This window comes from Rhizobium lusitanum (assembly GCF_014189535.1).
In the GTDB taxonomy this organism is placed as follows: domain Bacteria; phylum Pseudomonadota; class Alphaproteobacteria; order Rhizobiales; family Rhizobiaceae; genus Rhizobium; species Rhizobium lusitanum_C.
Map to the genome: position 1 here is coordinate 1,502,743 of NZ_CP050307.1, position 24,848 is coordinate 1,527,590.

Below are 24,848 nucleotides of genomic sequence, written 5' to 3' on the forward strand. Positions count from 1 at the left end.
GAAAATTGAGACATTGGCTAGGGTCAACTAATTGCTGGCGCTGACCTCGCAATCCTGAAAAATTGCTATTTAAACTCAACAACTTAGATGTCGTCCGAAAGGGGTGAATGTTCGGAGCCGTTTCACACACAAGGTCTCAGGTCGGCGATGCGCTGAAAGCATGGGTCCAATCAGCAGACGGGCTGAGGGGGAGCGATCAGGCCCGGAACCGGTCGAAGGCCGTGAGGCGTTTGATGGGTGGATCGGCGTCTGGATAGCGATAGATTTCGGCCCTGAGATAGCGAAGCTCATCATCGAGCGCTTCTTCTCCAACCTCGATCCACCAGGATTTGGGACGGCCGTCGCTTCCGTCGGACCAGCGATAGCCTCGCGCCTTCAGATGGTCCTTCATGTCGAAGGGGCTGTTCTCCGCAAAGATCCGGACACGCGACCTCTGGCTTGCTTCATAGAGCTCGGCAAAAGCGGTGGAAGCCGGTCCATCCATTTCTCGAGCCAGGACCTCCAGAAGTGCAAAGCAATCGTCGACCGCGCGATGACCTTCATGGAAATATCCCGCTTGCCCGATCAGGTATCCGAGCTTGGTACCTTCATATCCCCGCGACGACCAGTCGATCTCGGAGTTGGAGCAAGCCCAGGGCTTGCCGGAAAACAGGTGAGAAAATGCCTCGCAGAATGGCCGGTCGAAACCGGGATTGTGGGCGATCAGCAGATCAGCCGGTTCAATCAGCGCCCGCAACGCAGCCATATCGATTGACTGTCCGGCGACCATATCATCCGTGATCCCGGTGAGCCTGGTGATCTCAGTGGGAATGGAAACGCTTGGCTGTTGAAGCCCACCGTAGATGCCGGTGACGTCACCGATGCTTCCTGTCGCATCGAAGGTGAAAGCGATCACGCCAATCTCGATGATCTCATCCTTGCGAGCATTGAGGCCCGTGGTCTCGGTGTCGAGAATGGTGCCCTTGAGGGGGTATGCTGGCCGGGCGAATGGTGCGATTGCGCGCGGCGCGAGTTTCTGCAGGATCCGATATCGACCTGTCTGCGACAGATGTCGGACCATGTTCTCTTCACTCATGGGGATGGCATGTTTGTAGGGTTTAGCGAATTTGGGGGAGCCGCGCGTGACCGCATGGTCGCGCGGAGCCTGCTCCGAAAACATGTCAAACTGTTCGGCCATTCCTGTTGTCTAAGCCCCGCCGCCAATTTTCCACCTTCAAAACACGGCACGATCTGCAGATTAACCTTGTTGGTGGGGGGTGCGATTTCAGCCAACCTAGCGAGCAGGGTTTACGATCGCGCAGTTTCACGCAGTGACCGCTCTTGGGTCGCTGCGCAGAAGCGTCTGGAATAGGAAGGGCATACCAGCTGTAGCAGGAACTGCGAAAGCCGTTCGCCTCCCACAAGACCGGTTAAAAGGGTTGCCGCAGGAGGTTTAGCATAGCGACGGCAACGCCGGAAACCGGGACCGACACCCCCGGCGCGCGGGTCCGCTCTTAAACCAGCTACCGCCGCAGTGGCGCTTTTGAGCAGTCAGATGTGAACGCCCTGATGGGAGCCGAAACCGACGACCTGTTAAGTCGGTCTGACGGCGTAAAGACTTATGGAACCTAGACAGAAATTTTAGATCACATTCGGAGTACACGCGAAACGTCCCCGAGCCGTGAGGAAGCGCTCTTTCGATCAGAGGTCGACGATCGTTGTGTCGGCTATCGTCTCGGCAAAACCGTCGCCGAACAGTCCGGCGGGTGTCTGGAACCCGGGAACCGCTTCGCCCTCCAGCACCCGCCGTCCGGCTTCGGCTGCTGCCATCGCGGTGAAGGTATAACCGTTGACAGTGTCGAGAAGCGCGCGGGCGATAGTCCCGTCGGCACCTATTACCTCAACGACTGCCTGATATCGGTTGGCCCGTCGCTCTTCCTCACTCGGACCGTCGGGCAGCGCCGAGAGATCGCCCTGCGGGAAGCCGTCCCCCGTGACGTGAACGAAGGTCTCGATATCAGCCACACCAGTGGCCTTCCAGATCGTGATCAGATCCGGCAGCGTGACCGGAAAGCAATCCACGACCCCATTGCCGAAATCGAATTGCTGAATATCGTTGACGGCCTTCTCAACCAGCTTGCCGTCAACGCGCTGGAAGGTCTCGACAGTGAGGTTTTTGCTCGCGCTGATTGCCGACCCACGTGACAGGCCGCCAGCGACATGAAGCGCGATCCCGATCTTCCTGGGATCCTCGACCCTGTTTACAGCGTGCCCGGCCAGGCTTCCCAGCATCGCGACGCTGCCACCGCCACCTGGTAGGAGCATCACGCCCGCCGCAGCTGCCTGGGCATCAAGGACTTCCGCCAGCCGGTAGCTATCGAGTTCCGCAGCCGTGTCGATATAGTGCACGCCGTTGCGGATGCAGGCCTTCATCAGGATTTCCGCCGTCCGCATGAACGGGCCGGCACAGTTCAGTATAACCGAGATATCCGTCAGCATCTGGTCGATGGCCGCGGCATCATCGAGTGCGAACACGCGGTATGGCACACCAAGTTCAGAGGCAAGCGTGGCAAGGGTCGCTTCGTTGCGTCCTGCGAGAACGAGCGGCGTGCCAGCCGCATGAGCATGCTGGGCGGCCATGCGACCGGTATAGCCCGTCGCTCCGTAGATCATCATGTTCTTCATGTCAGTGTTCCAGTTCTTTTGGCCCACACGGGCCCTATTCAAGATCGGCATCTATGCGAGCGATCAGGCCGCCAGGATCGAAAGTGAGATCGAGCCGCCCGATCTCGTGCCCGAAATCGCCTGTGAACTCGACACGGACACGAACACGGCTCGCATCGAGGGACTTGACCGACAGGAGCTTTGTCACGGTGTGATAGCCAACGAAAAATCGTTCCACATACTCTCGGATGCCAGGATGTCCATCAAATCGCTCGCCTGTCGACGGGTCGTCGATGACCGCGTTAGGCGTGAAGAGCGCAAGGACTGCTTCGACATCGTATCCGTTGGTGGCACTGATCAAGGCATCCACGATCCTGCTATCGGCTTCAATCTTGGTCATGGCTTCGCCTTTCGTGCTGCCAGGTTTTATAGACAAATTCGAGGCTGTAGCCGTCCGGGTCTGTCACCTGGGCGGCGTAGTAGCGGGGGTCGTAGTGAAGCTGCGGTCCGGGCGGATGGATTTCCGTGGCACCTGCTCCAATGGCGGCCGCATAGGCAGCATCGACTTCAGGCTTGCCGTTGGCGACAAAACCGACATGAGCAGCACGGCCTTCGACGACACCCTTGCGAAGCCAAAAGAACACCCGGCCGTTCGCGCCACACCCCTTGAGATCAGGATGGCCGGCATGGCCTTGCCTGCCGTCGTAGTCGATCGCATGAACGATACCGAGCGGTGCAAGTGCTTTCTCGTAGAAAGCGATCGAGCGGCTGATGTCGCTCACCGAAATGAAGACGTGGTCGAGCATATGGATCTCCTGCGCGTTAAATGATGTAGCCGCCCGCAACTTCGATGTTCTGGGCGTTGATCCAGCGGTTCTCATCGGAAAGCAGACTTGCGATCACGCCGCCGATGTCCTCAGGCTCGCCGACGCGACCGAGGGCGGTCTGGCCCGCCAGCATGGATTCGAACTCGTCGTTCAGTCCACCGCCGAGCTCGGTGCGGATGGCACCGGGAGCGATGGAATTGGCCCTGATCCGGCGCTCGCCGAATTCCTTGGCCATGTAGCGCGTCAGCACCTCGAGACCGCCTTTGAACGCTGCATAGGGAGCGACGCCGGCTGTGGCGACGCGGGTGGTGGCGCTCGTCATATTGATGATGTGCCCGCCATCCTCCATGAGCGGAAGAAGGGCTTGGGTCAGGAAGAACGGACCCTTCAGATGGACGTTGAACAGGCCGTCGAACTGTTCTTCAGTCACGGTGGCGATTGGATTGAAGAGTCCGTATCCGGCATTGTTGACCAGGTAGTCGAAGGACTGGCGTCGCCATACGGTGTCGAGCTCAGCGACAACGGCGTCCCGGAAAGCCGGGAACGTGCGGCTGTCGGCGACATCAAGCTTCAGCGCCACGGCCTTGTCGCCCTTGGCTGTGATGGTATTGACCACATCCTGGGCCGACTTTTGGGTGTTATTGTAGGTGACAATAACACCCATGCCGCGCTCCGCGCATTTGAGGGCGGTGCTGGCCCCTAGGCCGCGGCTGCTTCCGGTGATGATGACGACTTTCATGTGTCTCTCCTTCGTGTTTGGTGTGAGATGAACCTACGTCCATCGCACACCGCGCACTCACCCGATCCTCTTCGATACTTGCCTATTCCTGCTTTTGACTTGTCTGCGCCTCTCGCCTCTGCCAAGGTCCGCGCATGGAACAGCAACTACTTGAACTCCGGGCCTTGGCCTCAAGTGCCGAGAACAAACGCACCGAGACGGGCATCCCGCGCGTAGCCATGGTTCAGGGCGAAATCCCCGAACACCAGCTCGCCGCCATCTACGACCCGATGATCAACCTGATCCTGACGGGCAGCAAAACGATGACGGTCGGTGACAGAACATTCCACTATGACCCGGCGACCTATTTCGTCATGTCGGTGGATCTTCCGGCAGTGGGTTCGGTCCATCCATCGGATACGGGAGAGCCTTATCTGGCGATCAGCCTGACGCTCGATCCGACAATTGTCGCCAAGCTGCTGTCGGACATTGCGAAGCCGTCAGGTGGCGGGCTGTTCGTTTCAGGCTTCTCGGTCGCCCCGGTGACGAAGGAGCTTCTCGACGCCTGGCTCAGGATGATGCGCCTTGTCGAACGGCCAGACGAGATCGCAGCACTTGCCCCGGCCTATGAGCGGGAAATCCTTTTCCGCGTTCTGCAGGGGCCGCACGGATGGATGCTTCGCGATATCGCAACGCCTGACACCGCCCTCTCCCGTATCAGTGTAGCAATCGAATGGATCCGGCGGAATTTCGCCGAGCAGATCCGGGTCGAGGCGCTTGCCGAAATGGCAGCCTTGAGTGTGTCCGCCTTCCATCGGCATTTCAAGGCGGTCACGGCGCTCAGCCCTCTTCAATATCAAAAGCGCGTCCGCCTTCTGCATGCGCGCTCGCAGCTCATCGCGGGCCATGGCAGCGCGACATCGATTGCATTCGGCGTAGGTTACGAAAGCCCGAACCAGTTCAGCCGAGAATACGCCCGCCTGTTCGGTCTGCCGCCGTCAAGAGATCTGGCGAAGGCCGTGCGTGATTTGAAAGCAGCATAGGGGCCTCCGTTGACCCCCTCGTTTCAATCGCGACGAGTAGGGAAAAGTTGTCATCGCCTTGAAGGGATTCGAACCGACGACCCCTCGGTAAAATTTCAATGCCGAAACCAAATAGAATTGCGATATCAATAATTTGTATTGCCTTAGATCGACAATAGAGCTTTCGGCTCCCAATAGTTCGATCTTTGAGTGAAGGATCTGGATTAGGAGTAGCATTTGATGCTTCTTCAGAATTCACCGGCGCTCACCGTCGATATCGCAGCGCGCTGTGGATATGATTTCGCCGGTTTGCACCTGCTGCCTTCGGCCCCCAGAGGAATCGCCTAACCTCTTATGAGCGGCGAAGGTGTTAGGTTCCAAGTCATTTTGACCCATTTTTCCATCTGCGGTTGACTACAGCTGATCGAGATAAGGTAATGATCAATAATAGTTTTTTGCGAAGTAAGCGGGTCAGCTCCGGATGGCAATGAGGGGGGTGCGGATAAAAAGTTGGACTGCTTCATATGCTAATGCCGAGGCTCTTACGATACTCGACGGGGCTTAGCGATCCCAGCGATATCTTGATGCGCTTTTCATTGTACCAGCGGATGTAATCATCTACCTCAGCGACGAACTGTTCGATTGTGATGGTCTTCCAATCTCGTGGATAAAATAGTTCCGTTTTCAATCGGCCGAAGAAGCCTTCGCATGCGGCGTTATCTTGTGAGCAGCCCTTTCGGGACATCGAGCGAACCAGTTTCGCTTCGCTGATCCGCGTTAGCCAGCCTGGCCAGCGATAATGGGCTCCGCGATCGGAATGGACGATTGGCCGTTCCTCGCCGTCGGTCACGGTCTCAATAGCTGCATCCAGCATAGTATTGACCAGCCCCGCGTCTGGTTGCGTTCCAATCGACCAACTGATGACCATTCCGTCGAAGCAATCGATGATGGGCGAGAGATACACCTTCCCGGCTGGGATCTGGAACTCGGTGATGTCTGTCAGCCATTTCTCGTTCGGCGCTTTCGCATGGAAGTCGCGATTGATCAGGTTCTCGGGTGCCGGACTTATTTCTCCCAAGTATGATCCGAAACGCCGTCGGCGCGGTCTGGCCACGACCAGGTGCTCCTGCTTCATCAAGCGCTGGACAACCTTTTCCGAGATGATCACGCTCTTCCTGGCCAGTGACGCCTGTAGTCTGCGGTAGCCGTAACAACGACGGTTCGCTTCAAAGATTTCCGCAAGGCTGTGCCGGACGGCGGCATACTTGTCTGCCAGACACATGCGCGTGCGATGATAAAAGTAGGAGCTTCGCGCAATTTGCAGCTGTGCGAGCAGTTCTGGCAAGCGATAGGTATCTTTAAGGGCGTCAACCAGCTGTGTCTTTTCCCGATTACTCAGGATCTGCAGATCGACGCCCAGTTCTTTTTTTAGGAGTTCATTGGCCTTCTTCAGGAGGTCATGCTCGAGTTGCAACTGGCGAACATCACGTTGGAGGGCTTCAAGCTGTCGCTCGAGTTCCTCGCGTTCCGGCGCCTGCGGGGTGGTTTTGCGGCGTTTCATGGATGAAGGAGCCTCATGACCGAGTAGCTGGTCTTTCCAGTTGTACAACGTCGGCCTACAGACGCCCAGCCGGTCAGCCACCTGTTGGGCGCTTTCATTTCCACTACATAGTCCGATGACACCAGCTTGCTTCACCGCTGCGGGATAGGCAGGGCGCCACGATCGACCGACCATCGATGTTCGTGTCTCCGGAAAGGCCTCCCGTACCCATGCGGTCAGAGTTCCTCGACCAGGATAGCCGAGCGCCCTCATCGTCGCAGAGATGCAACGATCATGGGTGCGGTAATGCTCAAGTGCCGCCTGCTTCTGACTCTCGGAATACTTTGGCGCTCGAGCTACCGGCTGAATACGCAGGTCGAGATGCTGTACGTACTCGCGGTACCAACCCCTCAGCGCATTCTTTGTGGGGTAACCCAACTGGCGAATGGTCCCGTTAAGTCGCTTGCCAAGCCTGATATAAAGCTCAACGGCTCGAAGTCTGTCTGCGTAGGAATACATGAACTACCTCCTGGTGGTCCAAGTTTTCGTCCGCACCCCCTGAGGTTCAATCTGGTGCAGAAACCGACAGTCCAGTCGCAGAATTTCGGTGATTACGCTCTGCGCAGGTTCAAACAAACGCACCTTCACCCATCGAGGCCATCGGTGGCGTCTGCGTCATCGGGTCTTCCCTCGAATCACGGAGTTCTGCTAACCATTTATGGTTCGAATCAAGAGCCCTTTAACTTCCAAAAAGGACCGCGATGGCCTCTGCCGATCGTCTAAGCGATATTGCGAGCTGCGCCGACCTTTCGTCAGTTCCGGCCGTCCGAAAGCTGAACGACCACGCATTCGTGGACATGCTGCGGATGGCGGTTCCGTTCGAGTACGTGACCATCGGTGGCCTCGATCTGAAAGGCTATGAGCTAGGCAGCAGTCAATCGATCGACACCAACATGCCACCGCTCTACATGGAAACCTACTTTGCTGAAAAGATGAGTCCTCAAGACCCACTGATTGCTTTGGGAAAGACCAGGAAAACGGCGTACACCGAGGAAGAAGCCTTCGACCTGATTTCGCCGCCGCAGAGGCTGCTTTATCTGGGGCGCGCTCACGGTATCCGGAACAGGATCTTGTTTCCGTTGTCCAGAAAGGATGCCGTCTATGGTGCAGTCTGCTTCACCAGCACCAGGCCGTTCACTCAAGGCGAATTCGAGTTCTTGTCATTGATGGCCGAACCGCTGCATGCCGCGGTCACCAAGCCAATCATGGATAGATTTGCAGCCAGCCAGCTCCGCCTAACCAAGGGCGAGTTGCTGTGCTTGAAAATGGCTAGCCGGGGTTTGACGAGCGAGGAGATCGCCGTTGCGTCCGACTATGCGCTGGAAACGATCAATAGTTATCTCAAATCCGCAGTCCGCAAGCTTGGCGCATCCAACCGGGTTGAGGCGGTCGCTGAAGCGATCGGAAAGCGTCTGATCGACTGATCCATCGCAGTCGCGTTTAGATCTCACCGATGCTGTGAACATTGTCAGCCAATCGTACCAGGTCTGATTGACGATGTTGCCTTGGCCAAGTAACGGACTGGGCCTGTCGCCAGGCTCGATCGTCATCATACCTACTTCTTGCGCTATCAAAATACTGGCCCTGCTCAAACACTGACACCGTCGATCAATCTGATCACCTCGACAAGACGTCTGTCATCGCAGGGCTGCGTGGGAGCCTCATACTCAAAAGCGCCAAAATATCCAATATACGCAATGCAATTTGCGCACGCCCGGCATGTTTACATTTCATAAAGCACTCGACCCCAAATTTGGGGTTATCCGATGAGGTGCGGTCTGTACCTCTTACCGCCATAATGACGGGCTTCGGTGCGCTGTTTCCTGCGCTCATCATCCGAAACATCCTGGCGACTTGACGCTCCGATCTCGGCACGCACGCCGACCCGGGACGCTCTAATCAACACATTTAGTCGTCGCGAAGCTCTCTGTTCCACGGACGCCGGTCATCACCGGCGGTGCCATTGCTCTATTATCTTCGAGGACACCAATGCCGTTGCAAATCAATATAAAAATGACATTGTTCTGCCTTTTCGGAACTTTAGCCGCCGTATCCGCCATTCAAGGCCTTGTCTCTATCCGTTCATTGTCGGCCATCAACACATCTACGCGATCGATTGCGGAGGATACGGTTCCCTCAGTCCTGACACTTGGCCAGCTAAATGCTGACTACGGAGATCTTCGGACGGAGCACTTGGGGTATCTGTTGAGCGATGGCGCTCAGCAGCAACAGATTCTGAGGAACCTGCAGGAAACGCAGTCGGAGATAGCGAAGGATATCGCAACATACTTGCCAGCCATCACCTCGGATAATGAGCGGTCAATCTATCAGCGGTATGTCGACGCATCTGCATCCTATGATCAAATTTGGCAGCGCGCCAAAATATTGAAGGATCGCGGTCAAGGCGGTGAGGCTGTTGCTCTGCTGCTTGGCGATGGCAAGGCAGCCTACGAAAAGGCAAGCGATACGATCCAAAAGGATGTTGACCAGAACACTGTCGACACCAAGGCCAATTTGGACAGTACTGATGGCGCCATTGTATCCAGTCTCACGTCGGCGTACCTGGCCTTCGGTTTCGCCATGATCGTCGCGTTTGCCGCCATGATTTTAAGTCTGTCGCGGATTATCAAGCCGCTCTCACGAATGACCGCCCATATGGGCCTGCTGAGCAGCGGAGATACGACAAAAGAAGCGCCCGGCCGTGACCGGCAAGACGAGATTGGCGCGATGGCCGCCGCCGTTGAAGTATTCCGTGAGGCTGCGATCACCAACAGTCGGCTTGAAGGTGAAGCACATGCAATGCGTGAGCGTCAGGATGTCGAACGGGTAGCAGTCCAGAAGCGCTCCGAGATGGAAGCTGAGCAACTGCGGTTTGCTTCCGACAATATCGGAGCTGGCCTGAAGCGGCTCGCCGCAGGCGATCTGGCCTTTCAGTTGAACGAGGCTTTCGCGCCAGACTTCGAACCGCTACGCCACGACTTCAACCAATCGGTCCTCCAACTCGGCGCGGCGCTTTCGGCGATCACCGAAAGCATCGCCACAATGGACAACGGCACCCGCGAGATCGCCTCTGCCGCCCAGGACCTCGCCAAGCGTACCGAACAGCAGGCGGCCGCGCTTGAGGAGACTGCGGCCGCGCTTGACCAGATCACCGTCAATGTCGGCTCCTCGACGAAACGTAGCGAAGAGGCAAGGACGGTTGCGATGCAAGCCAACCAGAGTGCGGCGAAATCAACCGAGGTCGTCTCGCACGCGGAAGAAGCCATGCGCCGGATCGAGGAGAGCTCGCGCCAGATCTCCAATATCATCGGCGTCATCGACGAGATCGCATTCCAGACCAATCTCTTGGCATTGAATGCGGGCGTCGAAGCGGCGCGCGCCGGTGACGCTGGCAAGGGCTTTGCCGTCGTCGCCCAGGAGGTGCGCGAACTGGCGCAGCGTTCTGCGCAAGCTGCCAAGGAGATCAAAGGGCTGATCCGGAACTCGTCGACGGAAGTGGAAAATGGCGTCAAGCTGGTGCGTAACACAGGCGAAGCGTTGAACGATATCGGCGGTTTCATCAGCCAGATCAACAGCCACATGAACGCGATCGCCGTCTCGGCCAAGGAGCAGTCAACGGGATTGGCCGAGATCAACACGGCGGTCAATTCGATGGACCAGAGTACCCAGCAGAATGCGGCGATGGTGGAAGAATCGACAGCGGCGGCCTCAAGCCTGGCGCTTGAAGCGAGCAAGCTGCGCGACCTCGTCGCGCGCTTCAAGCTAGATAGCACCGTCTCCCCGCCACGCGCGGCGGACCGGACGAGCCGACCGGTGGCCTCACCCGCCCGCACCCTCGGCAACAAACTTGCCAGCGTCTTCGGCGGCAAAACAGCTACCGCCGCCGCTGTAAAGGAGTGGGAGGAATTTTGAGTATGGCTCCCTCGCTCAATTGCCGGCTGAACCCGTGAACGGCGCCTTCGAGATCATCGTCTTTCGAATCTCGAATCAAGAATTCTCTCTTAGAACCACCACCATCCGCGAGCTTCGCGGATGGTCTTCCTAGACCCCAGCGCCACATTCGCCGCCTGATATCGTTGGCGTGATCAATCCGCGCGGACCGGCGAGATCGAAGGGCCTGATAACGCGCCGGGCTCTAGTCGCTGCTGCATGAAAATTCAGTGTCAGGTCACCTGAAGGCGAGCGAGGTCGCGCCGTAAAACGCTGCTTGCCTATTTTTGGTCGTGCTGCCAAGTCGTGTTCCAAAGGCGCATATGTATCCGCTCTACGCTGGATATTAATGTCACTGTGCCGAACAACTGGGGATATGTCGGCCACCATACTTGATCAGACCGCTCGATCCTTCAGTCTTCTATTGCTCGACATGATGACGAGCAACGCCATGGCCCCGTGTCGGGTCCCCCAACTGATGACACGGTCGGCCATGGCCCTTCGTTCTCGCCGACAGGGATCGGCGATCCGCGCAGATTGATCACGCCAACGGGTGGCGTCGCCTTACCCAATTTTGCTGATCGGAATGGTATGCGTGTTCCGTGACAAAGCTTGGCACCGACATTGCCGCACGCCGCTACAAGCGCCATCGCTTTCCTGCTGGGATCACCACCCACGCGGTATGGCTCTATCATCGGTTCCCACTGGGTCTGTCGGACGTCGAGAGCCTGCTCGCCGAGCGCGGGTCGATATCTCGTTTCAAACCGTGTCAGAGTGGGCCACGAAGTTCAGTCGCAAATTCGCCGACAAATGGCATCTTGACGATGATGCTCGTGTCCATCAAGGCAAAGAAATACTGGCTGTGGCGCGCCGTCGATGCCAACGGCTATGTTCTCGACGCCCTCCTGCAAAGCCGGCGGAACAAGAATACCGCTGTTCGACTGATGCGAAAGCTGCTGAAAGCCAAGGCCTCACGCTGCGTGTGATGGTGACCGACAAGCTGCGCTCATACGCCGCCGCAAAGGCTATATTGATCCCCGACATTGAAACTCGTGCACACAAGGGCCTCAACAATTGAGCGGAGAATTCTCACCTGGCTGTGCAGCGACGCGAGCGGCGCATGACGCGGTTCAAATCGGCTCGACAATGCCAGTCTTTCGTTTCAGCCAACGGCCAGATCGCCAAACTCTTCCTCCACCATCGAAAGCATCTGACTGCCGCCGATCATCGCAAACTTCGCGGCGATACCATCACGACATGGCGCGAAATTTCTTTGTCGATTTCTGCATGAAAGCAGAACCGCTGCATCGTCTCAAACCGCAGTCATTAAGGCGACGCCACCACCAGCTTTGACCATGACCTGCGTGTCCAAAGCCAGGCGACCGGGCGGTCCATTCGATTCATTAAGGTGCGGCCACTCATAGGATGGTCTCAAATAGCGGAATCAATGCCGCTCCGATTGCGCCGGGGGCATCAAGCACCTCCGCAACGGCGAGCCGAGGCTCGTCACGCAATACGCCGTGCCGGGGCAGATTGTTGATTTCCGTGCGTTCGATGAGCATTTTTGCCAAAGAGGGTGGGAGCTCGCCACCAAGGACGATTAAGGCCGGGTCAAATACAGCGCAGATCGCGTTGATGGCGAGGTTGTGCGCGGGCGCAACGCGTTCGATCCACTCCTGAACGCCATCCCAGGTCGAGACGTCTTCGCTTTTGAGATCCCGCAAGGTCAGGTTCGGTCGGCTCTTCATTCGCAAATGCTCAATCAGAAGACCAAGCGCAGGACGATCCCCGTAATCCTGATGACCGAAGAGAACGGAAAATTCGCCGGCGTTTCTGAAATTTCCGCGGAAGGGCATGCCTCCGGAAATCAGGCCACCGCCGTAACCGTGAAGATGGGAAATATAGGCGAAATTAGCAACCTCGCGGCCGACACCGAAGATTGCTTCCGCCAATGCCGCCGTCCTGGCAACATTGTCGACCCAGACCGGCAAGCCAAGTTGCTTTCCAAGGAGTGGCGCCAAGTCGATCAATGACCAATGGGCGAGCGGCACGGGGCAATTGAAAGCCGTGTCCGGCATGTGATGGCCGCTGACGGCAAGACCGACGCCAAGGATGTCCTGCCGCTTGGCTCCACGACGGGCAAGAAGGTTCGCAATTCCGGCTTCGATGCGATCCATCTCCGAGGAAAGGGACGATCCCACCTGCGGAACCTCCATTTTCTCCAAAGGCTCGCCGAACCCCATGAGGCAAAGCCCGATCGAACCAACGTTTACGGAAATGCCGAGCGTCAGACACCAGTCTTTGCAAAGACTGAGCTTCGGGCTAGGAGGGCCGGGGCGCCGAGCGTCCGACGATGTGAAAGCAACCATTCCTCGGTCGTGAAGCCGCGCGATAATCCTGTGGAGAGATTGCTGAGTGAGGTCGAGCGGCTCGCTCAGATCAGATCGTTCGATCCCCGGAGACTTCCAGATCAGCCGCAATAAGTCACGTTCATTGCGCGAGGCAACCCGCGGAGGTTGTGAACCTCGCAGAAAATGGGGTGCAATATAGTCTAGCGGATCATACTTCATTTTTAGATCAATTTGATTTACACTATAGGTGTAAAACACGGTTGAGAATGCCTTGCGTCCGTCATACCGAGGAATTTAATCCCTGGAATGTGTCCTGCTTACCTCATCAGGACCGGTCAATCTAGCCGGTGGCAAGGCATCTATGGATCGCAGAAAGGACAGTGTCGACGTGTTGGAGGCATCGCTGCGTCTGTCTCAGACGAGATGGAGCGGACGAAAGAGCGGTCCCTGTTGGTGCCGGTGACCAAAAATGGAAAGAGCCGAGTTGCATGATATCGATCAGATCCGAGAACCTGTCATTGTGCATCCCCGATCAGTCGACCTCCAGCTTTGCGCCGACGCATGAAGGCGATGATTTCGAGTCAATGGTTCAAGCCTTTTCGGCCGGATATGGGGCCTTCGGAGCAAAGCCGCTGAGCGGCGATCGGCCCTTCACTTGGGCGGCAGATTTGAGAAGAACCGGGCCATTTACGATGTTTCATTCGGCTTACCAGAGCTCCTGGGAAATTCGAACGCTCAATGAGACGCCGCAACATCTTGCGTTCTACATCCCCCACACGGGGTCCTTTCGTCTGTCCATCGGCCAAAAAACAGTCGAAGGCGGATCCGGTCACCTTCTGATGGCCAACAATCATGAGGCAAGCGATCGTCTTGTCCAGGGCGATCCGCACCGCTCGGATGCTCTTTTCCTAGACTGGAAAGTGGTGACGCGGATGCTTGTGGCGCATTTTGAAACGCCGATCCTTTCGCCACTTAATCTAGAGCCCGTTGTTGATCTGGCAAAGCCCTCGGGCCAGCTCATCGGCAACCTGGCCCGAACAATCGTGCATGGTATGCGCAACGGCGGCGCGCTTTTGTCTTCGCCTCTTGCCGTGTCGATGCTGAGCGAAACGCTCGCTGACCTGGTGATTCGATTTGCCGACCACCGTCTTTCAAACCAATTAGAATCGAAAAAGGTCTCGATGATAGCACCGTGGCATGTCCGACGCGCAATCGACTACATGCACGCCAATATCAGCGATCCGTTCACAATGACGATGGTCGCGGATGCTGCCGGGGTCTCGATTCGCGCATTGCAAACGGGCTTCAAGGCTTTCAAGGGAACGTCTCCGGGAGCCTACCTGCGTGCAATCAGGTTGACAGCTGCTCGCGATCAGCTGCAAAATCCTGCAAACACGCTTTCCGTTGGCGAGATTTGCGCGACATGGGGTTTCTTTAATCCAGGCAGGTTCTCCGTAATCTATCGCAGCGCTTTTGGAGAAAGCCCGAGTGATACGCGCTCGCGCGCCGCGGTCTTGCGAAGGGAGGCTTTCACTTCCGCAGGTGTGGTTCGTAAGGAAGCGATTTGACTGCCATGCCTACTACCGCGATGGACATGGCAAGGCGGGTTCCAATCTTGGTCAAAGCGAAGGCGCGGCGCTCTGGATTTCGCACATCATTTTGCATGCGGCAGATGCATTCGCGTCCTCACTGTCGTTGATGACGTGGGCTATCTAAAAGTTCTGGACACCTTGGAATATATGACCGCCGCGCAATTAGGATAGAGTTGCGTGTTTCGGATAATGATATGACGTCCGTCAGCTACAATGAGGCCTGTGCGCGGGAAAAGTTTTGCGCGGAGAGGACAGAGCACCGGATCAGAATACGCTGCCACGTCGCTGTCTCGTTTCGGAAGGGGTTTCACCGAAGGATGCTCTGTAGATCGAAGAAAAGCGGCCGAAGTGGAAGAAGCCCCACTTCAGGCAGATCTTCGACATGGGTTCATTGTTGCTGAGGTCCAGCAAGTCGTTTCTCACTGCTCGAAGCCGCATTTCGCGCAGGAATTCAGAGGGTGATCGGTCTTTGAACATTCTAAAGCCGAACTCTAGGGCGCGTATGGACACGCCGACCGATACGGCCACCTCTCGTATCAGTATCGGCTGATTGATGTTCGCATGCATATATTCAATTGCCCGGCACACATGTCCGGGGGAAACGAGGTGTATCTTCTTGTCCAGAAGCTGAGACGCGCGATGTGGGACGGTCCGAACAATGATGTCAGCCAATGCTTCGGTTAGATTAGACAGGGCGATCGGGCATCTGAGGAGTGGACCCTCATTCTTGACGCCAACGTAAATCGTTTGCCACAACATGTTCAGGAGAGTTGCTGGTTTCCCATCAAGGTCAAGTGCCTGTGATATGTCGAGGCTGCCCATCAGGGGGGCTTCGAACGCTGCGGCATATGCTTGAGCAATCGCCTCCCAGTTCAGGCTGATGCTTTCCGCGAAATGTTGTCCGGGTGCAACGGAAACCAGATCGGGTTCGTGATTGTTGATTAGTAGAAGCTTTCCGGGTGTTCCCGTCACGTCTCGAGATAGCGCGGACAGTGAGATTGCGCCGGAGCGGGGCAGCACCAGAGTGAGTGTTTCGGGCGTGTTTGGCGACGTACGAACTCGCCATCCGCCATTGTCCCTGTTTGATACCAGCGAGAGGTTGTCGGTTGCCCAGTAGTCGACGCTCCAGTCGAGCGGGACGTCCCGTCCCAGGCGCCAAGCTTCAAACGAGCCGAAACCCTGCCTTAAGGCCTCGACCATCTCGTCGAAGGTAGAGCCAGTCAGTCGTGCTTTCAACGTTGGGTAACAATCACCTTGCATCAATTGTTCCCAGCCAAAATCATCTTTGAGCTAGTTGCCGGTGCCCACGAACCTGATTTTAGGCCTTCTAACATAATACCTAAGATTGGTCTTGAAGACTTCTCCAATCGGTCTTCTCCAGTGAGGCGGTGTTTGTTCATATTTTCTTCCCCAAGAGGTTACTGCCTTCCCCCAGGCACGCCAGGGGGGGCATAATATCGTTGTTCGCACCCAGACGCTGTCACCGGCTTCACTTTCGAGCGGCGGCTTGTGGATCGCAGCGACCGCAAATTGTTGAGACCGATGGCCATCCTCTAGGGCGCCTTGCTTGGGGCCGGCTTCGATAACATCATGCTGGCGGCCATCTGACCGATCATCATCGACGGCGCATTGGTGTTGCCGCCGATCAGCGTCGGCATGACGGACGCATCCGCGACACGCAGATTGTCCATGCCACGCACCAGCAACGTCTGCGGATCAGTCACCGCCATGGCATCGGTGCCCATCTTGCAGGTGCCGATGGGATGATAAACCGTCAGCGCCTCCGCACGTAGATAGGCAAGGATCTCGTCGTCGCTATGCACATCCGGGCCTGGCAGAATTTCGGGGCCACGCAGAGCGTCGAACGCCTTGTCGGCAAAAATCAAACGAGAAATCTTGATGCCTTCGACCAGCGTCAGCGCATCTTGCTCGTCTGTGAAGAAATGATGGTCGATCTCCAGCGCTTCGCTCGCACGACCTTTGCCTGTAGACAGCCGGATTTCGCCGATGCTTTGCGGCCGCAGCACGCAGGTGTGGATCGCATAGCCATGCCCATATTCTACCAGTCGGCCGCGATGGCTTCGATAGCCCGGCACAAAGTGGAACTGGATATCGGCCGGGCCATCGCCCGCAAATTTCGTCTTGGCAAAACCGCCAGCCTCGACATAGTTGGTCGTCAGCATACCCCGGCGAGCGCCAAAATACTGAAATGGCGCGGCAAGCATTGCCGGCAGGTTCTGGATTGACAGACCGAGCGTCCGGCTGCTCTTCGAGCGCACCGTGATCATCCCGTCGACATGGTCACGCAGGTTCTTGCCGACACCGGGAAGATCCACCACCGGCGTGATGCCAGCGGCGGCGAGTTCATTTGAGGGGCCGATGCCGGATATGAGCAGCAGCTTGGGCGAGCCGATCGTGCCAGCCGACAGGACAACCTCGCCGCGGCAGCCAATTACGCGCGCCTGACCATGCTGCGACACGCGCACGCCCGTGACCTTCCTTCCGTCGAGAACCAGCGACAGCACTTCGGTATCGGCGAGCGTGGTCAGGTTCCTGCGATCGGCAACCGGCTTGACGAAGGCGGTATGCGCCGAAAAACGACGGCCGCGATCCTGCGTGACATCATAGATGCCGACGCCGAACTGGCTCTTGCCGTTGAAATCCTTGTTCTCCGGCAGGCCGACATGCGTGCCGGCTTCCACGAACACTTTCGAGACTTCGTTCGGATCGCGCGGCTCATCAACCAGCAGTTCACCAGAAAAGCCATGATAGGCAGGATCCTGCTTCAGCAAGTTGCGCTCGAGGCCTTTGAACACCGGCAGAATATCGTCATACGACCAGCCGGCGCAGCCAAGCGAGGCCCATTCGTCGTAGTCTTCGCGGGCGCCTCTGATATAGATCATCGAATTGATCGCGCTCGATCCACCCAGTGCCTTGCCACGATTGACCGGCAGGCGACGGCCGTTCAACTCGGGTTGCGGCACGCCGACATGGCTGTAATCGTAGCGCGGATTTCCATAGAGCGACAGGATACCGGCCGGCACGCTGACCCGCAGGCTGGCATCGCTGCCGCCGCCCTCGATCAGGCAAACGGACTTGGAGGGATCGACACTCAACCGGTTGGCCAGCACGCACCCCGCCGAGCCGGCACCGATGATGATATAGTCGAAGCTCAGTTCTTGCATTGCGCTAAACCTCGCCCTCGCACTCAATGCCCACCGTTGTTTTTCAACAGACCAAGGATCTCGCGCTTCATGGCGATGAAGTCAGGCTCCATCACCAGATCCATGTCGCGCGGGCGTTCGAAAGGAACGGTGAGATCGGCAAGAATCTGGCCGGGACGACCGGACATGACGAAGACGCGGTCCGCCAGTAGGATGGCCTCGTCGATGTCGTGGGTCACGAACAGCACGGTCTTCTTCGAATGCTCCCACACGCTCAGCAGCAACTGTTGCATCGAGTGCCGGGTCTGGCTGTCGAGCGCCCCGAACGGCTCGTCCATCAGCAGCACCTCGGGATCGTTGGCGAGCGCACGCGCAATCGCCACGCGTTGCTTCATGCCACCGGACAGTTGCGATGGGTAGTGACTGCCAAAGGCCGCGAGCCCGATCTCGGTGAGGTAATGATCGACGATACGGTTGCGTTCGGCAGCCGGCATGCCCTTGCGGCGCGGGCCGTATTCGACGTTTTGCCGGACCGTCAGCCAGGGAAACAGCGTATAGGCCTGGAAGACCATGCCGCGATCGGCCCCCGCGTCGCTGACCGGCCGGCCGCCGACCTTGATCATGCCGCCAGTGCGCCCCTCCAGCCCCGCAATCAGATAGAGCAGGCTCGACTTGCCACAGCCCGAAGGCCCGACGATAACGCAGAATTCCTCTTTCTTGACATTCAGCGACAGTCCGTCGAGCGCCAGCACCGCGCCTTCGCCGGTGCCGTAGCGCAGGGCCACCTTTTCGACGGATATGTCGGAGCTGCGTGTCGCGGTATTTGGATTGTTCAGCATCAGCATGGCCTTTTAGTTTGCCCACGGGGCCGCAACGCGACGCAGCACGCGGAAGATCTGGTCGGTCAACAGACCGAGAATGCCGATCATGGCAATGGCCATGAAGATGACGTCGACCTGGAAGCCGCGCATGGCCTTGAGCGAGATATAGCCCAGCCCCGAGCGCGCGGCGACCAGTTCGGCGACCACGAGATAGGTCCATGCCCAGCCCATAGTCACGCGCAATACGTCGAAGATGTTCGGCAGGGTCGCCGGAAAGACGATGTGCCAGACAGTGTCGCGGCGGCGCGTACCCAGCGTATAGGCTGCATTGACCAGATCGCGCGGAACCGAGCGTGCGGCATCGGCAATCATCACCACCTGCTGGAAGAAGATGCCGAAAATGATCACCGAGACGCGCTGTTCGATGCCGATGCCGATCCACAGAATGAACAGCGGCACGAAGGAGGTGACCGGCAGATAACGGATGAAGTTGACGAGCGGATCGAGAAAAGCCTGCACGACACGATAGGTGCCCATGGTCAGGCCGAGCGGCACCGCGACGATCGAGGACAACACAAAGCCGATGATGACCACCTGGACACTGGCATAGGTGTGCAGCCAGAGTGTACCGTCGGTGGCCAGCGCGATCGTTGTGTTCAGCACCTCGTTCGGCTTTGGCAGGAACATCGGCTTGACGAAGCCGCCGAATGTCAGCACGAACCAAACCGCGAGTACCGCCACCCAGACAGCAATACCGAGGAAGACGACGACGCCGTGCGGAATGGCTTGATAGGGTGTCGTTAGGGATTTGAAGAAAGTTCGATCGTTCAACTGAATGCTCCACGCGGGAAAGGCTTTCGCTCCGACTGAAGCAATTGCGATCCAGATTTTCGCTGAAATCAAGAATGATGAGCCCAATCCGGCTCCGTGGCGATGGAGGCAGCGGCATGCGCCGCCTCACTAGAGCATGATGCCGAAAAGTGTGTGCGGTTTTCGGCATCATGCTCTAATTTCTTAAGTCTAGAGCGGCTTCAGATTTTAGGTCCCTTATTTGGTACCGAGGAAGGTGGTATCGACGATATCGTCGTATTTCACATCCATCTTCAGCTTCTGCATGCTGCTCCATACTTCACCGCCGAGAGTGACGAGCTTGCCGGCTTCGCCATCCTTGCCGTCCTTGAAGAATTCCTTGTTGCGTGCTTCGTCATAGAAATTGACGCCTGCCGCAGACGAGGCGAAATCCTTCGGATCCTTCAGCCAACCGCCAACGCCCTTGGCCATGACTTCATAGGCCTTCGCCTGGTCCGACTTGATCAACTTATTGGCCTTGTAGAGCCCCTTGACAAGCGCTTCCACGTCCTTCGGGTTCTTCTGGATGTAGTCGCAGCTCAGCTCGACCACATCGACGATCACGCCCGGTGAAGCCGACGAGTCGATCAAGACCTTTCCCTTGTTGGCCTTCTTGGCAAGCGTCAGATGCGGCTCCCAGGTGACGGCGACGGGGATGCGATCTGCCATGAAGGCGGCGGCGGCATCATCAGCCGACATGTTGGTTATCTTGACGTCCTTGTTGGTCATACTGTTCTTCTTGAGCAGGGTTTCGAACCAGAACTGCGAGGTCGAACCCTCATTCATGGCGACTTCCTTGCCCTTGATATCGGCAAAGGACTTGATGTCTGACGTGACCAGCACGCCGTCGCCACCATGGCTGTCGTCCAGCGCATAGACAGACTTGAAGCACAGGTCCTTGGAGCGGTACTTCATGATTTCATCGATGGTCGAGGCGCTGCCATCGAGTTCGCCGGCAGCCACGGCTGCCATGTAGAGCGAAGAATCTTCAATGATCTCGAGATCGACGTCGAGGCCGTTTTCCTTGAAGTAGCCCATGTCGCGGGCGAGAAACAGCGGGCCGTAGCCGACCCAGGTGGTCATGCCGAGTTTCATGCTGCCGGCATGGGCAGTGGACATTGCTGCAAGCGCAACACCGGCCGCCAGGGCCACGGTGCGCAGGCGTGAGGACAATTTGGTCATAGCGTTCCCTTTTGATTATATGTCGCTGGCTTCTGCCGCGCCAAAGCTATGATCCGCCCGATTTCTTCCCAGTCTACGTCGGGCGAAGCTCAAACTTTGTTCCGGTGCTGAAAACAAAGCACGGTTCCTTCGTCGCAAAAACAATGATTTTTGGTATTGCTGATTAGGAAAAACCTAAGCACGTGCAGATTTCGGCGCGGCGCTTAAATATTCGCCATTTAGCGCTTCTTCTGCCCCATCGCCGGCGACACCATGCCCGGAATATAAGCATCGGAAATGAACGACCGCGCATGACCAACAAAGGCGGTCAACAAACGTGACTTGCGGATTTGTTTGAGCGTTGCGAGCCCGATCGTCATCGGCCGGTGCTCGCCCGAAAGCCGGACGCGCACCACCTTGCGCCCGTCGAGCGCCAGATCCGATCGCGGCGTCACATTGGCAAGCGTGTAGCCATAACCATTGGCGACCATCGTGCGGATCACATCGGGATGAGAAATGCGGAAGGCAATGTTCGGCTGCAGCCCTTCCTTCATGAATATCGCCAGGAAATATTCGGCGCTCAGCGGCAGGTCAAGCAGTATCAACGGCAGGCTCGCCAGTTCCTCCAGCGTCACGGCGGAATGGCGGGCCAACGGATGGTTATCGCCGACCACCGCATGCACCGGCAGATCAACCAGCGGCGTGAACTCAATATCGGTCGGGATCTGCAGGTCGTAGGTGATCGCCACGTCTATTATCGCCTTGTGCAGGCCTGACAACAGTGTCTCCTGATGATCGGCATGCGGCCTGATGTTGGCATTTGGGAAGCCGGTCTTGAAGGAAATCGCCAGCTCCGGCAAAATCATCGGCGCAAGTGTAGTCAGGCATCCGACGTTGAGCTGCCCGCGCACCTCGTCGCTGGCCTCCGAGGCCACGGCATAGAGCGACTCCGCTTGGTCGATCAGTCGCTTGGCCTCGATCAGCATGGTCCGGCCAGCCGGCGTCAGCGACAGTCCCTGTGCGTGATGCCGGACAAACAGCTGGACATCAAGCTCCTGTTCGAGCTGCGAGATCGCCGTGGAAATCGACGGCTGGGAGATATTGATGCGCTCGGATGCTTGGGTAATGCTCCCGGCCTCGCCGGCTGCGATGAAGTACTCAAGCTGTCTCAGTGAAAAGCGCATGCGGGCCGTGGGCGATTGTTGATCGTCAAACAGTAGTGTGTATACAGTAAGATCTAGTCAATAGCAGCCGGCGCATAAGAGTGCTTTGTCTCGCGCCCAAACCATGACCCACACTCCTGATCCCCTACTGACTACTCACTCCCTAATACCTAATCCACACCGTCTTCAGCCCGGAGAACTTGTCGAATGCATGCATCGACAGATCCCGGCCGATACCCGATTGCTTGAAACCGCCGAACGGCGTCATCGGCGATAGCGCATCGACCGTGTTCACCGACACCGTGCCGGCCTTCAACTTCGCAGACAGGCGATGGGCACGCGAAAGATTAGAGGTCCAGACAGATGCCGCAAGACCGTAGATTGTATCGTTGGCCAGCGCCACCGCCTCGTCCTCGGTCTCGAAGGCCGAGACCGCCAGCACCGGCCCGAAGATTTCTTCGCGCATCAGCCGGTCATTGTGGCTGACATCTGTAAAGATGGTCGGCTGGACGAAACAGCCCTTGCCATCGACCGACACCCGTTCGCCCCCGGCCACAAGCCGCGCCGTCTTGCGGCCCTCATCGATGAAGCCCATGATCCGCCGCGTCTGGTTTTCATCGACGATCGCCCCCATTGTCGCCGTGGGGTCGAGCGGGTTGCCCGGCGTATAGCGCCCTGCCCGCTCCACAAGCTTTTCAAGAAAGACCTCGGCAATCGACTTCTCGACGTAGAGCCTGGAATTGGCAGAACAGACTTCACCCTGATTGAAGAAGATGCCGAACGCCGCCATGTCGGCCGCCGCATCCAGATCCTCGCAATCGGCAAAGATCAGGTTGGGGCTCTTGCCACCGCATTCCAACCAGACCTGCTTCATGTTTGACTGGCCGGAATAGGTCAAGAACATCTTGCCCACCTCCGTCGAGCCGGTAAACGTGATGCAATCGACATCGAGGTGCAGGCCAAGCGCCCTGCCGGTCACCTCGCCAAAGCCCGGAACAACATTCAGCACGCCTTTCGGCAGACCGGCCTCGATGGCAAGTTCGGCAAGCCGCAGCGCCGAAAGCGGCGATTGCTCGGCAGGTTTGAGGATGACGGAGTTGCCGACCGCCAGTGCCGGTGCGCATTTCCATGTCGCCATGTCGAGCGGGAAGTTCCACGGAATCACGGCCCCGACGACGCCAAGCGGCTCGCGGCGAATCATTGCCAGATTGCCGGGTTCGGTCGGCGCAATCTCGTCATAGATCTTGTCGATCGCCTCACCATACCATTGGAAGATCGCTGCCGATCCCGGCACATCGTCGGTCGCGGCATCATTCACCAGCTTGCCCATGTCGAGGCTGTCGAGCAGCGCCAGTTCCGTCAGGTTGGCGCGAATGAGATTGGCGAGCCTGAGCATCACCGCCTTGCGCTCGGCCGGCGACTTGCCCGACCAGCGGCCATCCTCGAATGCGGCGCGCGCAGATTTGACGGCACGATCGACGTCGGCGGCATCACAGGCCGAGACCTTAGTCAGCAATCCACCGGTGGCCGGATTGATGCAATCGAACGTGGCGCCCGACAATGACGGCACACGCTTGCCATCGATGAATGCCTCGCCGCGCAATGTCAGGCGGGATGCTTCTGTCTGCCAGTCGATTTTGGTCATGTCGTTCATAAGAATCTTTCCAATCGTTCGTCTGCCCCTCATCCGGCTGCCGCGCCTTCACCTGATCTGGCCGTCGATTGACACCCTGGTATCGAGGCGATCGTAGAATAGATTCCCTCACCCCGCCTGCGGAGAGAGAGGGTGAGGGGCCAACATTATTCGTCGCCCGGCACGCCGTAGTTTGGCGCGGCGGTTGGATCCAGCGCGCGCATCAAATAAGCGTTGAGCTGCGGTTTGTAGAGTTCCCAGAGATCGGCAAGTGCCGCGATCGGATCCTCTTCGTGCCAATCAACGCGCAAGTCCGTGACCGGCCAACTGACCTTGTCGACGACCAGCATGCCGGCGGAGTGCACGGGTCCTGCTTCGCCACCAGCGGCCACGGCTGCCTGCATCGCAACGATAAGCCTGTCTGCCAGATAGCCGGTAGATGCTTCAAACGCGCGCACCATCGCTTGCGGCACGTCCTGGTTCGCCAGCAGATTGCCGGCCGCGACGCAATCCTTGCCCTCGAAGGTCGAAAAAACGCCGAGCGCCTTGTCACCGGAGTAGGATGCGGTGCCGCCATCACGATCGACTATTGCCAGTTGCCGGAATTCGGTGAACTCGTAGCCATCGAGCAGTTTTGCCAGCGTATCTGTGGCCGAAAGTCCCTCGCCCAGCAGCAGCAGTCCCTTCTGGCCGAGAGCGGGATCGGTGATATTCTGGCTCGCAACCACGCCGGTGTTCGCCTTGGCATGCGCACATCTTGCGGCAACGGCCGGCGATGAGGAACTGATGGCGATGCCCAGCATGCCGGTCTTTGCGCAGCGCGCCGAGATCGAGAACGTCATGTGTTTACGCCTCGTCCGGAATGACGGCGATGGCGTCGATCTCGACCAGCCATTCCGGCCGCGCCAATGCCGAGACGACGATGCCGGTGGAAACCGGGAAAACGCCCTTCAGCCACTTGCCGACGACTCGGTAGACCGCCTCGCGATAGCGCGGGTCGGTGAGGTAGATGGTGATCTTGGTGACATGGGCGAGTTCCGAACCCGCCTCTTCCAGCAGCATCTTGATGTTGGCCATTGCCTGTTCGGTCTGGCCGGCAGCGTCGCCGATCGCAACGCTGGCCGATGTATCGAGATCCTGGCCGATCTGGCCGCGCACGAACACCATCGAACCCTTGGCGACCACCGTCTGGCAGAGATCGTTGTCGAGTTTCTGTTCCGGATAGGTGTCCTTGGTATTGAACATACGGATGCGCTTGTGAACAGGCATGTCAGTGACTCTCAATTGAACATCGAACGGGTTATATCGGCGAAGGCTAGGCATTCCAGGCCATTGGAGCCACATCTCTGCACGGAAGGAAAGAAGGCTTTCCAT

Annotated in this window: 20 protein-coding genes and 2 pseudogenes; 6 read left to right on the forward strand and 16 right to left on the reverse strand. The window is 57.7% G+C overall.

The features are described 5' to 3' along the window. Nucleotides 1–196 precede the first annotated feature (196 nt). From HB780_RS09975 to HB780_RS09995, 5 genes are all read right to left on the reverse strand, one after another. Nucleotides 197–1,075, reverse strand: coding sequence for a 3'-5' exonuclease (locus tag HB780_RS09975; protein ID WP_286203035.1), 879 nt, complete (start codon nucleotides 1,073–1,075; stop codon nucleotides 197–199). A 605-nt stretch (nucleotides 1,076–1,680) separates the two neighbouring features. Further along, a complete protein-coding gene (locus HB780_RS09980; protein ID WP_183687329.1) occupies nucleotides 1,681–2,664 on the reverse strand; it encodes a saccharopine dehydrogenase family protein in 984 nt (327 codons plus the stop codon). A 34-nt stretch (nucleotides 2,665–2,698) separates the two neighbouring features. Further along, entirely contained in the window at nucleotides 2,699–3,043 is a 345-nt protein-coding gene (locus tag HB780_RS09985; RefSeq protein WP_183687331.1) for a YybH family protein, read from the reverse strand. Then, on the reverse strand, nucleotides 3,030–3,449 hold the full coding sequence (locus HB780_RS09990) for a VOC family protein (RefSeq protein ID WP_183687333.1): 420 nt from the start codon (nucleotides 3,447–3,449) through the stop codon (nucleotides 3,030–3,032). Before HB780_RS09990 ends, HB780_RS09985 begins: the two co-directional genes overlap by 14 nt. Before the next feature lie 16 nt (nucleotides 3,450–3,465). After that, a complete protein-coding gene (locus HB780_RS09995; RefSeq protein ID WP_183687335.1) occupies nucleotides 3,466–4,209 on the reverse strand; it encodes an SDR family NAD(P)-dependent oxidoreductase in 744 nt (247 codons plus the stop codon). A 134-nt stretch (nucleotides 4,210–4,343) separates the two neighbouring features. Between HB780_RS09995 and HB780_RS10000 the strand changes: the two genes are divergently transcribed. Further along, the gene (locus HB780_RS10000) at nucleotides 4,344–5,231 is read left to right on the forward strand and encodes an AraC family transcriptional regulator (RefSeq protein ID WP_183687337.1); all 888 of its coding nucleotides are present in this window, start codon (nucleotides 4,344–4,346) and stop codon (nucleotides 5,229–5,231) included. Between the two features lie 499 nt (nucleotides 5,232–5,730). Here HB780_RS10000 and HB780_RS10005 read toward each other — a convergent pair whose 3' ends face one another. After that, entirely contained in the window at nucleotides 5,731–7,269 is a 1,539-nt protein-coding gene (locus HB780_RS10005; protein ID WP_183686203.1) for an IS3 family transposase, read from the reverse strand. Between the two features lie 242 nt (nucleotides 7,270–7,511). On the opposite strand from HB780_RS10005, the gene HB780_RS10010 reads away from it, so the two are divergent. From HB780_RS10010 to HB780_RS10020, 4 genes and pseudogenes are all read left to right on the forward strand, one after another. Then, on the forward strand, nucleotides 7,512–8,234 hold the full coding sequence (locus HB780_RS10010; RefSeq protein ID WP_183687339.1) for a helix-turn-helix transcriptional regulator: 723 nt from the start codon (nucleotides 7,512–7,514) through the stop codon (nucleotides 8,232–8,234). A gap of 589 nt (nucleotides 8,235–8,823) precedes the next feature. Then, on the forward strand, nucleotides 8,824–10,722 hold the full coding sequence (locus HB780_RS10015) for a HAMP domain-containing methyl-accepting chemotaxis protein (protein ID WP_435693856.1): 1,899 nt from the start codon (nucleotides 8,824–8,826) through the stop codon (nucleotides 10,720–10,722). A gap of 19 nt (nucleotides 10,723–10,741) precedes the next feature. Beyond that, a pseudogene (locus HB780_RS32980) lies at nucleotides 10,742–10,852 on the forward strand (chemotaxis protein CheW); the annotation flags it as partial. Nucleotides 10,853–11,342: 490 nt separating this feature from the next. After that, nucleotides 11,343–12,031 (forward strand): annotated as a pseudogene (locus HB780_RS10020) (IS6 family transposase). 127 nt (nucleotides 12,032–12,158) lie between these two features. Here HB780_RS10020 and HB780_RS10025 read toward each other — a convergent pair. Then, nucleotides 12,159–13,310 (reverse strand): ROK family transcriptional regulator, encoded by a 1,152-nt coding sequence (locus HB780_RS10025; RefSeq protein ID WP_183689678.1) that lies wholly within the window; start codon nucleotides 13,308–13,310, stop codon nucleotides 12,159–12,161. Between the two features lie 269 nt (nucleotides 13,311–13,579). On the opposite strand from HB780_RS10025, the gene HB780_RS10030 reads away from it, so the two are divergent. Next, nucleotides 13,580–14,659, forward strand: coding sequence for a helix-turn-helix transcriptional regulator (locus HB780_RS10030; RefSeq protein ID WP_183687343.1), 1,080 nt, complete (start codon nucleotides 13,580–13,582; stop codon nucleotides 14,657–14,659). A gap of 288 nt (nucleotides 14,660–14,947) precedes the next feature. On the opposite strand, the gene HB780_RS10035 is transcribed toward HB780_RS10030, so the two are convergent. The 9 genes from HB780_RS10035 to HB780_RS10075 form a co-directional block, all read right to left on the reverse strand. Further along, nucleotides 14,948–15,943, reverse strand: coding sequence for a helix-turn-helix domain-containing protein (locus HB780_RS10035; RefSeq protein ID WP_183687345.1), 996 nt, complete (start codon nucleotides 15,941–15,943; stop codon nucleotides 14,948–14,950). A 293-nt stretch (nucleotides 15,944–16,236) separates the two neighbouring features. Continuing rightward, nucleotides 16,237–17,868: a GMC family oxidoreductase gene (locus tag HB780_RS10040; protein ID WP_183687347.1), complete on the reverse strand. Its 1,632-nt coding sequence runs from the start codon at nucleotides 17,866–17,868 to the stop codon at nucleotides 16,237–16,239. Between the two features lie 23 nt (nucleotides 17,869–17,891). Further along, nucleotides 17,892–18,686 carry an ABC transporter ATP-binding protein gene (locus HB780_RS10045; RefSeq protein ID WP_183687349.1) on the reverse strand — a complete coding sequence of 265 codons (795 nt, stop codon included), beginning with the start codon at nucleotides 18,684–18,686 and terminating at the stop codon, nucleotides 17,892–17,894. Between the two features lie 12 nt (nucleotides 18,687–18,698). Next, the gene (locus HB780_RS10050; RefSeq protein WP_435693857.1) at nucleotides 18,699–19,499 is read right to left on the reverse strand and encodes an ABC transporter permease; all 801 of its coding nucleotides are present in this window, start codon (nucleotides 19,497–19,499) and stop codon (nucleotides 18,699–18,701) included. Nucleotides 19,500–19,715: 216 nt separating this feature from the next. Further along, entirely contained in the window at nucleotides 19,716–20,699 is a 984-nt protein-coding gene (locus HB780_RS10055; RefSeq protein WP_183687351.1) for an ABC transporter substrate-binding protein, read from the reverse strand. Nucleotides 20,700–20,917: 218 nt separating this feature from the next. Next, a complete protein-coding gene (locus tag HB780_RS10060; RefSeq protein WP_183687354.1) occupies nucleotides 20,918–21,862 on the reverse strand; it encodes a LysR family transcriptional regulator in 945 nt (314 codons plus the stop codon). Nucleotides 21,863–22,004: 142 nt separating this feature from the next. Next, nucleotides 22,005–23,495, reverse strand: coding sequence for an aldehyde dehydrogenase (locus HB780_RS10065; protein WP_183687356.1), 1,491 nt, complete (start codon nucleotides 23,493–23,495; stop codon nucleotides 22,005–22,007). 146 nt (nucleotides 23,496–23,641) lie between these two features. Beyond that, complete coding sequence (locus HB780_RS10070) at nucleotides 23,642–24,316, reverse strand: DUF1028 domain-containing protein (RefSeq protein ID WP_183687358.1); 675 nt, start codon at nucleotides 24,314–24,316, stop codon at nucleotides 23,642–23,644. A 4-nt stretch (nucleotides 24,317–24,320) separates the two neighbouring features. Beyond that, nucleotides 24,321–24,743, reverse strand: a complete 423-nt coding sequence (locus tag HB780_RS10075; RefSeq protein WP_183687360.1) for a RidA family protein — start codon at nucleotides 24,741–24,743, stop codon at nucleotides 24,321–24,323. Nucleotides 24,744–24,848: the final 105 nt, after the last annotated feature.

Coding starts and splice junctions, on each gene's coding strand:
- HB780_RS10060 (WP_183687354.1), bottom strand. CDS start 21,862: ATGCGCTTTTCACTGAGACAGCTTGAGTACTTCATCGCAGCCGGCGAG.
- HB780_RS10000 (WP_183687337.1), top strand. CDS start 4,344: ATGGAACAGCAACTACTTGAACTCCGGGCCTTGGCCTCAAGTGCCGAG.
- HB780_RS10070 (WP_183687358.1), bottom strand. CDS start 24,316: ATGACGTTCTCGATCTCGGCGCGCTGCGCAAAGACCGGCATGCTGGGC.
- HB780_RS10005 (WP_183686203.1), bottom strand. CDS start 7,269: ATGTATTCCTACGCAGACAGACTTCGAGCCGTTGAGCTTTATATCAGG.
- HB780_RS09985 (WP_183687331.1), bottom strand. CDS start 3,043: ATGACCAAGATTGAAGCCGATAGCAGGATCGTGGATGCCTTGATCAGT.
- HB780_RS09975 (WP_286203035.1), bottom strand. CDS start 1,075: ATGAGTGAAGAGAACATGGTCCGACATCTGTCGCAGACAGGTCGATAT.
- HB780_RS10045 (WP_183687349.1), bottom strand. CDS start 18,686: ATGCTGAACAATCCAAATACCGCGACACGCAGCTCCGACATATCCGTC.
- HB780_RS10030 (WP_183687343.1), top strand. CDS start 13,580: ATGATATCGATCAGATCCGAGAACCTGTCATTGTGCATCCCCGATCAG.
- HB780_RS10025 (WP_183689678.1), bottom strand. CDS start 13,310: ATGAAGTATGATCCGCTAGACTATATTGCACCCCATTTTCTGCGAGGT.
- HB780_RS09980 (WP_183687329.1), bottom strand. CDS start 2,664: ATGAAGAACATGATGATCTACGGAGCGACGGGCTATACCGGTCGCATG.
- HB780_RS10075 (WP_183687360.1), bottom strand. CDS start 24,743: ATGCCTGTTCACAAGCGCATCCGTATGTTCAATACCAAGGACACCTAT.
- HB780_RS09990 (WP_183687333.1), bottom strand. CDS start 3,449: ATGCTCGACCACGTCTTCATTTCGGTGAGCGACATCAGCCGCTCGATC.
- HB780_RS10040 (WP_183687347.1), bottom strand. CDS start 17,868: ATGCAAGAACTGAGCTTCGACTATATCATCATCGGTGCCGGCTCGGCG.
- HB780_RS10015 (WP_435693856.1), top strand. CDS start 8,824: ATGACATTGTTCTGCCTTTTCGGAACTTTAGCCGCCGTATCCGCCATT.
- HB780_RS10035 (WP_183687345.1), bottom strand. CDS start 15,943: ATGCAAGGTGATTGTTACCCAACGTTGAAAGCACGACTGACTGGCTCT.
- HB780_RS10055 (WP_183687351.1), bottom strand. CDS start 20,699: ATGACCAAATTGTCCTCACGCCTGCGCACCGTGGCCCTGGCGGCCGGT.
- HB780_RS10065 (WP_183687356.1), bottom strand. CDS start 23,495: ATGAACGACATGACCAAAATCGACTGGCAGACAGAAGCATCCCGCCTG.
- HB780_RS09995 (WP_183687335.1), bottom strand. CDS start 4,209: ATGAAAGTCGTCATCATCACCGGAAGCAGCCGCGGCCTAGGGGCCAGC.
- HB780_RS10010 (WP_183687339.1), top strand. CDS start 7,512: ATGGCCTCTGCCGATCGTCTAAGCGATATTGCGAGCTGCGCCGACCTT.